At 36.4% G+C, this 13,368-nt stretch carries 13 protein-coding genes, 1 rRNA gene and 1 other annotated feature; of the genes, 10 read left to right on the forward strand and 4 right to left on the reverse strand.

The genetic code is table 11. The features are described 5' to 3' along the window. Positions 1-37 precede the first annotated feature (37 nt). The 3 genes from BKP45_RS06535 to BKP45_RS23245 form a co-directional block, all read right to left on the reverse strand. Entirely contained in the window at positions 38-1,564 is a 1,527-nt protein-coding gene (locus BKP45_RS06535) for a gluconokinase (protein ID WP_407639574.1), read from the reverse strand. Positions 1,565-1,577: 13 nt separating this feature from the next. After that, the gene (locus BKP45_RS06540; protein WP_071388852.1) at positions 1,578-2,426 is read right to left on the reverse strand and encodes a MurR/RpiR family transcriptional regulator; all 849 of its coding nucleotides are present in this window, start codon (positions 2,424-2,426) and stop codon (positions 1,578-1,580) included. Positions 2,427-2,588: 162 nt separating this feature from the next. Next, a complete protein-coding gene (locus tag BKP45_RS23245; RefSeq protein WP_281243125.1) occupies positions 2,589-2,717 on the reverse strand; it encodes a hypothetical protein in 129 nt (42 codons plus the stop codon). A gap of 293 nt (positions 2,718-3,010) precedes the next feature. Between BKP45_RS23245 and gnd the strand changes: the two genes are divergently transcribed. The 10 genes from gnd (at position 3,011) to rrf (ending at position 11,217) form a co-directional block, all read left to right on the forward strand. Then, positions 3,011-3,907, forward strand: a complete 897-nt coding sequence (gene gnd, locus BKP45_RS06545) for a phosphogluconate dehydrogenase (NAD(+)-dependent, decarboxylating) (protein WP_071388853.1) — start codon at positions 3,011-3,013, stop codon at positions 3,905-3,907. Positions 3,908-4,045: 138 nt separating this feature from the next. Continuing rightward, positions 4,046-5,095: a TRAP transporter substrate-binding protein gene (locus tag BKP45_RS06550; RefSeq protein ID WP_071388854.1), complete on the forward strand. Its 1,050-nt coding sequence runs from the start codon at positions 4,046-4,048 to the stop codon at positions 5,093-5,095. Between the two features lie 161 nt (positions 5,096-5,256). Beyond that, entirely contained in the window at positions 5,257-5,781 is a 525-nt protein-coding gene (locus BKP45_RS06555; protein WP_071388855.1) for a TRAP transporter small permease, read from the forward strand. 12 nt (positions 5,782-5,793) lie between these two features. Next, positions 5,794-7,062, forward strand: coding sequence for a TRAP transporter large permease (locus BKP45_RS06560; protein ID WP_071308239.1), 1,269 nt, complete (start codon positions 5,794-5,796; stop codon positions 7,060-7,062). A 37-nt stretch (positions 7,063-7,099) separates the two neighbouring features. Beyond that, on the forward strand, positions 7,100-7,363 hold the full coding sequence (locus BKP45_RS06565; RefSeq protein ID WP_139193747.1) for an HPr family phosphocarrier protein: 264 nt from the start codon (positions 7,100-7,102) through the stop codon (positions 7,361-7,363). A gap of 230 nt (positions 7,364-7,593) precedes the next feature. Further along, positions 7,594-8,547, forward strand: a complete 954-nt coding sequence (locus tag BKP45_RS06570) for a sugar kinase (RefSeq protein ID WP_071388856.1) — start codon at positions 7,594-7,596, stop codon at positions 8,545-8,547. A 24-nt stretch (positions 8,548-8,571) separates the two neighbouring features. After that, positions 8,572-9,468: an AEC family transporter gene (locus BKP45_RS06575; protein ID WP_071388857.1), complete on the forward strand. Its 897-nt coding sequence runs from the start codon at positions 8,572-8,574 to the stop codon at positions 9,466-9,468. A gap of 13 nt (positions 9,469-9,481) precedes the next feature. Further along, a complete protein-coding gene (locus BKP45_RS06580) occupies positions 9,482-10,192 on the forward strand; it encodes a C-terminal binding protein (RefSeq protein ID WP_071388858.1) in 711 nt (236 codons plus the stop codon). Positions 10,193-10,296: 104 nt separating this feature from the next. Continuing rightward, positions 10,297-10,683 carry an HTH domain-containing protein gene (locus BKP45_RS23455; RefSeq protein ID WP_071388859.1) on the forward strand — a complete coding sequence of 129 codons (387 nt, stop codon included), beginning with the start codon at positions 10,297-10,299 and terminating at the stop codon, positions 10,681-10,683. A gap of 40 nt (positions 10,684-10,723) precedes the next feature. Further along, positions 10,724-11,006 (forward strand) — a sequence feature (23S ribosomal RNA rRNA prediction is too short). Between the two features lie 95 nt (positions 11,007-11,101). Then, a 5S ribosomal RNA gene (gene rrf, locus BKP45_RS06590) occupies positions 11,102-11,217 on the forward strand. A 366-nt stretch (positions 11,218-11,583) separates the two neighbouring features. Here the strand turns inward: rrf and BKP45_RS06595 are convergent. After that, positions 11,584-12,882 (reverse strand): hypothetical protein, encoded by a 1,299-nt coding sequence (locus tag BKP45_RS06595; RefSeq protein WP_071388860.1) that lies wholly within the window; start codon positions 12,880-12,882, stop codon positions 11,584-11,586. Positions 12,883-13,368 lie beyond the last annotated feature (486 nt).

Here is a 13,368-nt window from a genome sequence, read left to right on the forward strand (position 1 = left end):
GCAAATAAACAAACATGTGTTTACTTGCTTCTATACATTACTTCACGTTACGCTGGTAATTAGCTATCGTTGAAAAATGAGGCTTTAAAACTTCATATAGTTGATTATAAGTTTTATATAATTCTTTGTAATGATTAGAAGCTAGATTATTAGGTTCGTATGTTTGCTTCATTGGTATTGAATCCTTAATAGCTTCTAAAGACGAAGCTTCACCCACAGCAAGAAGAGCGAACCATGCTGCCCCCCAAGCTGAGCTTTGGTGGCTTTTGGGTACATGAACTGGTTGCCCAAAAATATCAGCCACAATTTGTAACCAAAGTGGGGAACGTGCAAATCCGCCACTAGCAAATATATTAATAGATTCACCAGCTAGCCTTTCTAGTGCTTCAGCGACACTGTACAAGCTAAAAACGACACCTTCTAAACCTGCACGTATCATATGTTCTTTTTTATGTGCCATCGTTAGACCAATAAAGCTCCCTCGTGCATTCGCATCCCAATATGGAGCTCTTTCGCCATTTAAAAACGGTAAAAATAAAAGTCCGTCAGATCCAGGAGTAACCGTAGATGCTAATTTGGTAAGGAGTTCATAAGCATTTTCCCCTTTGGTTAATGCTAGTTCAACTTCTTTTTCACCTAAAACATCTCGTAGCCACTGAAAGACGATCCCACCGTTGTTTGTTGGTCCGCCCATAATCCAACGGTCTTCGGTTACAGCGTAACAGAAAACTTCTTGTCGGTTATCGGTCTGTGGTTTCGAAGCCATTTGCCGTATGGCACCACTTGTTCCAACAGTTATCGCAACATCCCCAGGGGCAATCGCACCAATTCCTAAGTTTGCTAATGGCCCGTCACTGCCAGCAAGCACAAAAGGTGTATCGGTTTCTAGGCCTAACAAATTTGCAATCTCGCTAGTTAACCCTTGGCAAATAGCAGTTGGGCCTACAGGCTTTGATAATTGGTTACGAGTAACCCCTGCAACTTCTAGTACATCATCATCCCAGTCGAATGTATGGATATTAAAAAGTCCGGTTGCTGAAGCAACGGAGTAATCGACAACCGCTTCTCCAAACCATCTTAACAAAAGGAACTCTTTAATTGAAACAAACATTGCAGCTTCTTTATAAGGTTGGTAATCATTTTCTTTCATCCAAACAAGCTTACAAAAAGGTGACATTGGATGAATAGGTGTACCAGTTTTTAAATAAATCTCAGTTTGCAGCCGAAGTTTATTAGCTTGTTCTACACTTCTACCGTCTGCCCAAATAATAGATGGAGAAAGAGGATTATATTTATCGTCTACACAAATGAGTGAGTGCATAGCTGTTGATATACCAACAGCTATGACTTGTTTTTTCATTACTTCAGCTTTTTTTGTAACTGAACGAATCGCAGTGATTGCAGCTTTTTCGATAATAATGGGATCTTGTTCACTCCACGATGGGTTAGGGTGGGAAACTGAATATCCCCATTCACTCTCAGCGATTACTGAGCCATTTTTTTTAAACAAAACTGCTTTCGCACTTGTGGTTCCAATATCTAAACCAATGACGTATTTCTCCATTATATTCACCCCCTTAAAATCTTTTTAGTGAAATTGCATTTCGTATTTTATTAAGTGATTCTTGCATGAGCTCTTTTCGAGCGATACTTACATTTACATAAAGAGCATCGATGATACTTAATTGTGCTAGACGAGAAGATAAAGCCTCTGAGCGGTACTCCGTTTCATCACTAACTGTATAAAGAGTGATGTCTGCGCCTTGACTAAGAGGTGATTTAGCTAAAGTAGTGATAGCTACTGTCGTTGCACCAGCTTCTTTAGCCACATTTAATACTTGAAGCATGTCTAAGTTTGACCCGGAGTGAGAAATTAGAATAGCAACATCATTTTTACTTAACAGTGAAGCAGACATGACTTGTAAATGGGAATCACTGTAAGTAGCTGTTTGAATTCCTGTACGAATAAATTTGTGGTGAGCATCATCGGCAACAGCCCCTGAACCACCATTTCCATAGAAGGCAATTTTATCGGCATTTAGTATGGCATCAACAGCTTTTTTAAACGATTCTTGTTCAATGACCCGTAGCGTTTCTTCTAACGTACGAATATTCGATTTGAAAACTTTTTCAGCTACAGCTTTTTCATCATCTCCTACTTGAATTTTTTCATGAATATTATTCATCGGGGATACAACCTCAGAAGCTAGAGCGATTTTCATGGCCTGGTAGCCTTTAAATCCAATCCGTTTACAAAAACGAAAAACAGTAGCTTCAGCAACGCCTAGATCCTCGGCAACTTGGTTGATGGTTGAATGGATAATGTTGTTAGGACTATTCATAATATAATCAGCTATCTTTTTCTCTTTATCACTAAAATCAGAGTACGATGATTTTATTCGAGCAATACAATGTGTTTGAATCATTTTAAACACTCCTCGCTAAAAATTAGGATCTACCTATATAATATATGAAAACGATTGATAAAAAAATATTTTTTCGTAAAAAGTCTTGAAAAAGAAAAAATTTATCATATAATAAAACTTGTAAGGAAATTTATTTCATAATACTAAAAGCGAAACAAAATTTCACCATTTATATTCATGTAGTTTAAAAAGACGGATTTTTTCAAGAAAAGCGCAAGCACCTTGGTCACGAGCAGCTGCTCCTGTGCCACTCCGTTTGCTCAAGAGCAAAGCAGCTTCGAAGTAATCCAAGCAGTAGCTTCACTGGGGCGGCCTTTGACAGAAGCCGCTCTTTGGCTTCCGCGTGCTTCTGCGTCTTCTAGCATAGCTTCGTAGCAAGCTTCCTCGAAGCAGTGTTTTGTGCGACGAGTAACCGCAGGAGCAAAGCTGCATGAAGCTAATCGACGAAGGATCTCAAGCAGTAATTGAAGTCAGTTGCTTGACTGAAGTGACCGAGCTCGTAGGTGCTGAAGCTAGACAGTTTTCAAGTTAGAAATTTATAAATTCTGATACTGAAAAAAAACGGCTTTTAAAAGGAGGAAGCAATGAAACTAGGAATGATTGGCCTCGGTAAGATGGGTTACAACTTGGCATTAAACATCATAGATAACGGTCATTCAATAGTTGGCACAGATGTAGATGCTGAATTAGTAAATAAAATTTCTAGAGTTGGTGGCGAAGGTGTTCATACAATTGAAGAACTCGTAAAACAACTTCCGACACCTAGAGTTATATGGGTTATGGTTCCACCTGGTGAAGTAACCCGACAGGTAATAAAGAAATTGTCTGATTTATTACTAGATGGTGATATTGTCATAGACGGTGGGAATTCTCATTACCAAGATTCAATCCAACGAAATGCTTTATTAACAGAGAAAGGAATTTTCTTCTTTGATGTTGGTACAAGTGGTGGGATGGTAGGTGCTAGGAATGGTGCTTGCACAATGATTGGTGGAGATGCTGAAGTATTTAAAACAATAGAACCGCTATTTAAAGATATTTCAGTTGAAAATGGTTATTTATATACTGGTCCAGTTGGTAGTGGACACTTTTTAAAAATGATCCATAATGGCATCGAATATGGGATGATGCAATCTATCGCAGAAGGATTTGACATTCTTAAAAAAAGTCAATTTGATTATGATTATGAATCTGTTGCGAAAGTATGGAACAATGGTTCAGTAATCAGATCTTGGTTAGTGGAATTGACACAAGCAGCTTTTTCAAAGGATGCTAACTTAGAAGAAATTCGAGGTGTGATGCATTCATCAGGAGAGGGGAAATGGACAGTTGAGACGGCGCTTGATTTACAAGTTGCCTCACCAGTGATCGCTTTAGCATTGATGATGCGTTATCGATCGCTAGAGGATGATACTTTTACAGGAAAAGTCGTAGCTGCACTTAGAAATGAATTTGGTGGTCACGAAATTGTGAAAAAATAGAGATAGCATGTAAAAATTTTTAATTTAAAATGGAAACGTTAACAAAGTTGTCATAGTAATAAAATTTGTTTTTATAAATGGAATTAATTAAAAAATTCCATTATTAATAAAAAAATAATTTCAAGGGGGAAACCTGAAATGAAGAAAAAGTTAGGATTAATGTTAAGTACTGCGGTATTAGCAATTGGTTTAGTTGCATGTGGTGGGGGAAGCCAAAGCTCGACAACAGAGACAGATCCATCATTAGACGCAAAAGTAGAGACAAAAACGATGCGTGCTGGTATTGGGCTAAATGATCAACATCCTCAGTACAAGGGCTTACTTAAGTTTAAAGAAATTGTAGAAGAAAAGACTGAAGGAGCAATTAAAGTCGAAACGTACCATAGTGGACAACTTGGTGACGATCGTACAATGATCGAAGGGTTACAATTAGGTTCACAGGAAATTACCATTCCATCAACTGCAGTTATTGCTAACTTTGTTCCTGAATTTGCTGTATTCGATATTCCATTCTTATTCCCAAATGAGGAAGTGGCTGATGCTGTTTTAGGTGGTGAAGTAGGAGAAGGATTATTAGATAAATTAGCAGCACAAAACTTAGTAGGCTTAGGTTACTGGGAAAATGGTTTCCGAGACTTAACAAACAGTGTTCGTCCTGTAGCAACAGCGGAAGATTTCAGAGGGTTAAAAATTCGTACAATGGAAAACCAATTACATTTAGAAGCATTCCGTGCTTTAGGTGCAAATCCAACACCAATGGCATTTACTGAGTTATTTGCTGCTATGCAACAAAAAACAGTAGATGGACAAGAAAACCCTTATTCAACTATTTACTTACAAAAGTATTTTGAAGTTCAAGAGTATGTGTCTAATACGCACCACATTTATAGCCCATGGACATTTTTAGTAAGTAAGCCGTTCTTTGATGGATTAACTCCAGAACAACAAGAAATTGTTACGGAAGCTGCTTATGCCGCAGGTGCTTACCAACGTGAAATGAATCGTGAGGCTGGTGCAGAATATTTAGCTAACTTACAAGAAGAAGGTATGATTTTTACTGAAATTACTCCAGAAGCACGTCAAGAAATGGTAGATCTTGTACAACCAGTAATCGAAAAATTCACAGATCAAATTGGTAGAGAAACAGTAGAAGCCGTATTTGACGCTGTAGCAGAAGCTCAAAAATAGTAGATTAGGAGAGAAGGTATTTTCGATACCTTCTCTCCTATCAAAAAAAGGAAAGCAAAAGTGTATATCTGTTTTCTATCCATACATAGGTGTACAGCTTTGCTTTCCTTAAATGAAATGGGAGTAGTTATTTTTAGTATACATGGAAAGAGGGGAACAAAATGAAAGTATTAAAGTGGTTAGATGATCATACGGAAGAAGTTATTTTAGGTGTTTTCTCGGTCATTATGGTTGCTGTAATCTTTTTACAAGTAATTATGCGATATGTTTTTGATAACTCACTTTCATGGTCTGAGGAGCTAGCACGCTACTGTTTTATCTGGCTCGTTTATATTGGTATTAGTTACGGAGTCAAAAAGCAGCGTCATATAAAAGTAGATGTATTACTTTTATTATTCAAAGATAAAGCTAGGTTAATCTTTACGATTATTTCTAACCTTTTATTCTTATTCTTTTGTTTATTTGTTATTAAATATGGATCAGACATAGCATTTAAACTACTAGAATGGGGACAGAAATCCCCTGCAAACCAAATCCCGATGGGCCTTGTATATTTAGCGGCACCAGTTGGAATGGGATTAACCGCCATCCGAATTATTCAACACTTAGTGAAGCAAATTAGAGGATTACTAGGTTTTGAAGAGATTGATATTAAAACCACTCAAGAAAAATTACAAGAGGAGTAGGAGGCGAGATTTATGGTTGCAGTAGTTTTGTTCGTTACATTTGCTGTTTTTCTTTTATTAAGTGTTCCAATTGGGGTAGCCCTTGGGTTATCAACATTAGTTACTATTGTTTATTCAGGCTCATTACCATTAGACTTTCTAGCAAAAGAATTAATAACATCAGTAGATTCGTTTCCATTAATGGCCGTACCGTTTTTCATTCTTGCTGGTGAAATTATGGGTAAAGGTGGGATTTCAGATCGCCTATTTCGCGTAGCTAATTCCCTTGTTGGAAATAAAACGGGTGGATTTGCGATTGCTACAATTATTACTTGTATGTTCTTTGCCGCTATTTCAGGTTCTGCTCCAGCAACAGTAGCAGCTATTGGGGGGATTATGATCCCGGCAATGGTTAAGCAAGGTTATGATAAGCGGTTTGCTACTGCGGTAGTTTGTGCTGCAGGGTCATTAGGAGTTATTATTCCACCAAGTATTCCTATGGTTATTTATGGTGTAGTTGGAAGTGTATCGATTGCTAATATGTTTATTGCTGGTATTTTGCCAGGTTTACTAGTTGGTTTTGCACTTATTGTTTACGCATACTTTTATTCAAAAAAGATGGGTTATACAGGTTTAAAAGAAAAAACATCACTTGCTAACATAGCTAGATCAACATGGGATGCTAAATGGGCACTGTTAATTCCAGTCATCATTTTAGGTGGTATTTACGGTGGGATCTTTACACCTACAGAGGCAGCAGTTATTGCAGTTGTTTATGGTCTTATCGCTGGATTATTCTTTTACCGTGAATTAAAGATTAAAGATTTACCAAGTGTGTTTGCTAATTCGGCACTAACAACAGCTACCATCTTAATTATTGTTGGAACAGCTACAGCATTTGGAAGACTACTAACAATTGAACAAGTTCCGAATCAAGTTGCTGAAGCAATGCTATCAATCTCGGAAAGTCCGATTGTTATTATCCTATTAATTACTTTACTATTATTGATTGTTGGCTGCTTCATGGATACATTAGCTGCAATCATCATTTTAACACCAATATTATTGCCAATTGCTACAAACATAGGGTATGACCCAATTCACTTTGGTATCATTATGGTCTTAAATTTAGCCATAGGCTTTATTACTCCGCCACTTGGAGTGAACTTGTTTGTTGGATCTGGAATTTCGGGATTATCGATTGAAGCATTATCAAAAGCAATTATTCCATTTTTCTTAGTTATGTTATTTACGTTATTTATCGTTATTTTCTTACCACAAATCTCACTGATTTTTCTATAGTAAATAATATGTAAATATTATCTTAAGGAGGTAACTGATGGTGGCTAAAGAATGTAGCAAGGAAATTGTCGTAAACATAACAGAAGAGCAAACCATTACAGGTTTAAGTAATTCTATTCAACCACTTGAGTCAGAAATATTTTTAAAAAAGATGGTACGTGGGATGATTATTGAAGTAAACTTAAAAAGTTTTCTCGGTTTAATTACATTGCAGTTGAAGAATGGCGACAAACTTCAAGTTCGTGCTGTTGGGGATGATTGTGAGGTTGCAATACAAGAAGTTGTTAATTACCTAACTTAAAAACACAACAAAGAAAAAGCGGTATTTACATTAGTGTACCGCTTTTCTTTGTACCAAGGTAAGAAGGTATAAAATTTCTTACTTAGAAACTGTCTAGCTCCAGGCGCCATCGGCTCGACCACTTCAGGCCTACTCTTTCGGCCAAAAAACGACCGCTAGAGTAGGCCTTCCAGTGTTTGTCGCCGATAGGCGGGCGCCTTGCGCTTTTCTTATGGTGGGAGGTATTTAGGGTGGATGTTGTAACAATAGGTGAAACAATGGTGTTATTTACACCGATAACAAACGGACCAATGAGATATGTAGGGCAATTTACACGTAGTTTTGGAGGTTCTGAATCTAATTTTGCCATTGGCTTGGCTCGTTTAGGTCATAAAGTTGGCTGGATAAGTCGAGTTGGAGATGATGAATTTGGTAGGGCGTTAATTTCTTTTGTTCGTGGAGAAGGAGTTGATGTAAGTTACGTATCGGTCGATGAAAGTGCTCAAACAGGTGTGTTTTTTAAGGAAATTAAGACAGAACAAAATATTTCGGTTTATTATTATCGGAGTGGTTCAGCAGCTTCAAGAATGTCACCTGATCTCATTGATGAAGATTATATAAAAAAAGCAAGGTATTTGCATATTTCAGGAATTACACCTGCTTTAAGTGATAGTTGTTATGAGACTGTACATAAAGCAATTGATATAGCTAAAAAGCATAAGGTTCAGGTGATTTTTGATCCAAACGTTCGGCGCAAGCTGTGGAGTGAAGAACGTGCCCGAGAAGTGCTTATTGAACTAGTTAGTCGCTCAGACATTGTTTTACCAGGAATTACAGAGGCTGAATTTATGTTTGGAGATAAAGGTCCTGAATTGTTAGGAAAGAAAATCTTAACCCTTGGAGCAAAGCTTGTAGTTTTGAAAGTTGGTGCTAAAGGTGCCTACTATTTTACTGATGATCATCATGAATTAGTTCCAAGTATAAAGGTGCAACATGTTGTAGATCCAGTGGGCGCAGGGGATGGTTTTGCAGCGGGATTTATATCAGGACTACTTGACGGTCTTACAACTAGAGAGTCCGTTGCTAGAGGTTGTGCGACTGGAGCAATAGTTACGATGTATCGAGGAGATTTTGAAGGTCTTCCGACAAAGCAAGAATTATTGGATTTTACTAGTGATAAGGCGGTAGATGATGTTACAAGATAATAAGTTTTAAAGAGGGTTAATTTTATGGAAATATTCTTTCAGGTCGTACTTCCGGTTATCTTAGTATTCTTGATCGGATACGTGGTTCAGAAATGGAAAAAGGTTGAAATTACATCTATTTCTACGATTGCTATATATGTTATGACACCTTGTTTAGTTTTTCGAACGTTTTATTCAGCAGAACTTGATTTGCAATATTTATACATGGTGATATTTTCAGTTATTTTACTGGTGGCTATTATTTTAATAAATAGAATCTATGCCAAAGTAAAAGGACACTCTCAGTCAATTGAAAGTGGTTTAATCCTTTCAACAGCTTTTATGAACTCTGGGAATTACGGTGCCCCAATTATTTTATTTGCTTATGGCGAAATTGGTTTTGCTTACTCCGTGTCTTTTCTGGTATTACAAGCAATTATTATGAATTTTTTCGGAGTTTATTATGCTGCTCGTGGTAAAGCAAATATTAGAGGATCTGTCCGTTCCGTTTTTGAAATGCCAGCTACATATGCAGTCATCGTTGCCTTAATTTTAAAAGGATTACATTTAGAATTACCTAGTAACTTGTATCAAACAGTTGATATTATTGCAGATGCTGCAATTCCAACGGTAATGGTGATTTTAGGGATGCAGTTAGCAAATATCCAGTGGACGAAGTTTGAATGGGGTCATATTTCTTTTGGAGTGATTATCCGATTAATCATCTCACCGCTGATCGCATATGGCATTACATTATTATTCCCGTTTGATCCATTACTTGCCAAAGTGCTAATAGTCTCGGCAGCCATGCCTTCTGCAGCAACTATAGTCATGTATGCAGTTCAGTTTAATGCAAAGCCGAGATTAGTTTCTGCTATTACGTTGGTGACGACCATTATAAGTATTTTTACGATTACTATTTTACTAGCTATTTTAGGTTAAGGAGTGAGTGGTTATGTATAAAGTAGTTATTACAGATTATGAATATAGTAGCTTAGCACCTGAAAAAGAAGTATTGAGAAAGATAGGAGTAGAGTTAACAGCTGTCCAATGTCAAACAGAGGATGAGGTTATCGAGGCATGTAAAGACGCAGATGCCTTATTAAACCAGTATGCACCAATTACGAGAAAGGTAATTGAGAAGCTTGAGAACTGTAAAATCATTGCCCGTTTCGGAGTTGGTGTTAATACGATTGACATAGATGCGGCTACAGAAAAAGGTATCATCGTTAGTAATGTTACGGATTATTGTATTGATGAAGTATCAGACCACGCCTTTGCATTATTGATAAGTGCAGCAAGAAAGGTAGTACTATTGAATAAGGAAGTAAAAAAGGGAGTTTGGAATTTTAATGTTGGTGTTCCAATTTTTCGGTTAAAAGGACACGTGTTAGGTTTAGTTGGCTTTGGTCAAATTCCTCAAGCTCTTGCAAAAAAAGCACAAGCATTTGGAATACAAGTTAAGGCGTTTGATCCGTTTGTCCCTATAGATGTAGCCGAAAAATTGAATGTCCAGCTACTTAGTTTAAGTGAACTATGTAAAGTATCTGATTTTATATCCGTTCATGCTCCTCTTAATGAGCATACTTGTGGAATGATCGGTGATGCGCAATTTGATTTAATGAAAAAAGAGGCTTTTATTATTAAAATGGACCCTGTAAAATAGACAGTTTAAAAAAAGAGGCTTGTCCTTGAATTTTTTTACTGACTCTGTTTTGCAGGGTCTTTTTTTTGTTATAGTTTAATTATTCAAACAGGTGAGGTTGTAAAATGGGGAAAAACAAATTTTCANAAGAACAACAAAATCAACTACGGTCCAATCCTTTGATCGAGAAAGTAAGTGAAACAAATATTTCTTACACAAAAGAATTTAAAGAACGTTTTTATCAGGAGTACCAATCTGGAAAAGGACCATCTGCTATTCTGCGTGATATGGGAATTGATCCGACTCTTTTAGGTAAAAGGAGAAAGGACAGTCTGGTTCAAAGAGTTAAGGATTATGCAGCACGAATAGATGGCTATCAAGACCTGAGAGGTAAAAATTCTGGTCGTCCTTCCACTAAGGAATTATCAGATGCCGACCAAATAAAACGGTTGGAGCATCAAATAAGGTATCTAAAACAAGAGAATGAATTTCTAAAAAAACAGAGTTTCTAGACAGACAGGCAGAGTGGAAGGAAAACCAGAAGCAACGCCAGAAGAAAAATTCAGACACATCGAAGAAATGACATTGCGAGATAAGTACCAGTTGTTCCGCCAGGAGCATAGCTGGGTAGCTACGTATGGAAGGGATAAGTGCTGAAAGCATCTAAGCATGAAGCCCCCCTCAAGATGAGATTTCAGCATCTAAGCATGAAGCCCCCCTCAAGATGAGATTTCCCTTGGAGTTAATCCAGTAAGACCCCTTAGAGATGATGAGGTTGATAGGTCTCGGGTGGAAGCACGGTGACGTGTGGAGCTGAGAGATACTAATCGGTCGAGGACTTATCCTAAAATAAGAATTGAATTCACACTCAAGAAACTTATATGTATGTTATCTAGTTTTGAAAGAATGATTTCTTTCAATTAAATAATATCTAGTGGCGATAGCGAAGAGGTCACACTCGTTCCCATGCCGAACACGATCGTTAAGCTCTTTTGCGCCGATGGTAGTTAGGGGCTTCCCCTTGTGAGAGTAGGACGTTGCTAGGTAAGTTAAAGAACACATTCCAATGGAGTGTGTTCTTTTGTGTTTTCTAAAGATAAAATTTTATCTTTAGTTAGAATAGCTGCATCTGTGTTTACTACTAGTAACGCTTCGAAGTGTGTTTCCTCGATGCATAACTGCACGTAGCCATTTCAAAGAAGTAACTCATGAAGTAATTGAAGTCAGTAGCTTTTCTGCGTCTACTAGTATCGCTTCGAAGCGTGCTTCCTCGTCGCAAAGCTGCATGTAGTAAATTCAAAGAGGCTATTCATGAAGTGAATGAGGTCAGTTGCTTCGCCGATGGTAGTTGGAACCTTGTACTTCCAATTTTTTAACTAAAGCCAGAAGTTACTTCTTCTGGCTTTAGTAGTTTATTGTTTTCTTATGGCAGTAAGTATATGGTCATGATACTTTTTTAAGATTGGATATTGATCATTTCTTTTAAAATTGTTTAATATTGAGGGATTCTTAGTTATATCGGTTCCTTTGTAAATAAGGACATTATTATTATTTTCATCGATGATTTTTTGTGATAGTAGTAGATTTAATCTTACTAATTGTGCTAGTTCCTCTTGATATAGAAAGGAATTTTGTAGATGAGAGGTGTCTGTTTTACTTTTTAGTACTTCTCTGATTAAGATGTTTAGCTTGCTCCTAGCATTTACTGCTTCGTTAAAGATGTCCAACCAGTTTGTATCCATATTTGTTTCAGAAAATAAACTATGGAAAAAACATGATCTAGCATCGTTATATTTGATGAAACCAAGCCACATGGTGTCTTCTTTACAATGAGAAAGTGCTAATTTAAATGCTTCGCGTGAGTCATTTAAAAACATCATTGCTAGTACTCTGTCATTACCTGTTATTTGGTGTATATGTTTTTGAATGTAGATTAAATTTTCAATTTCTAGTAGATCTTTATTTTCTAGATTTAATATATTTCGAATAATCGCCATGGCTTTTTTATTATAAAGTAAGCCGAGATAATTAAAATAAACGGTTCTTGTAACTCCATTTCTTAACAAAGGACCACGAACTTCTAGAAGGACAGTATCGCCATCTAATTTGTTATTACTAATGAAGTTTTGGTAGGCGATAACACCTTCAATTAGTTTAACAGTTTCGCTAATTTGTATACGGTTGCCTGTGTTAATAGCAATGAGGTCATTCTTTTTCTTATTAATAAGCTTGAGAATTGCTTTCATTTGATTTTCATATTCAGCTTTATTTATATCCTTGGCATTAAATAATGCTGGGAAAAAAATGATGATGTCGATAAAGTGTATGAGGTTTTCGGTAAATTCAATCGATGTTTTTGATTCTTTTTTAAACTTGATTTCAAGACTTTCGAAAATTTTATCTTCGGTTTCTTTTAATGATCGTGCATGGTATTGCTTCATTAGGCTTCCGAGTGAAATGACATAATGTTCGTTTTCGAGAATGTTTCCCTCCATTTTAGTAATTTTATTAACACTGTCTATAGAAGTGAAGGTGTTAAGTGCGATAAAAAAAGCCATAAGTGAAATGGTTAATGAAACGAGTGAAATTGTAAATGAAATGAGGTCGATTTCTGAATCGCTTTTATAAAGCCAATATGAGAATGCTGCAGCTGCGGTGATAAATAAGATTGTGAATAAGAGGTAAATATAACGAATTTTATATATTAACATGAGCTTCTATGTCCTTTCGTTTTTGGTGTGCGTGGTAGATTGTAAGAGTCTGTTAACAGGAAAATTATTGTCATTAGGGTTTGTTTTTTCATTTTAACCTCCGATATGGACAAAATTGATTCTTCAGTTAACCTGCTGCTTGTTACTTCAATAACAATAGGAGCGGTCGCATCAACAGCTCCTATACTAAAGCCCTCTTAAGTTGAAGAAGAACTCATTCGTTGAACTTTAGATTTTTACATAACTATTTGATTAAGTATTAACCCTAAAATTACAAACCCAACAATAAAAGCACCTATGTGAATTAAAATCCTATATCTCAACTTAATTTTTAATAAGGAATATAACTTAAAGGCGAAATAAATTATTACCAAATCAATAGGTGTTTTAATCAGTGAAACAATCAATTTATTATTGATATGGAACTGTTCATAAATAAAATCCTTAAAAAAATAATTATTTGCTATAGCAATCATAGAAAAAACG

The sequence above is a fragment of the Anaerobacillus alkalidiazotrophicus genome, from assembly GCF_001866055.1.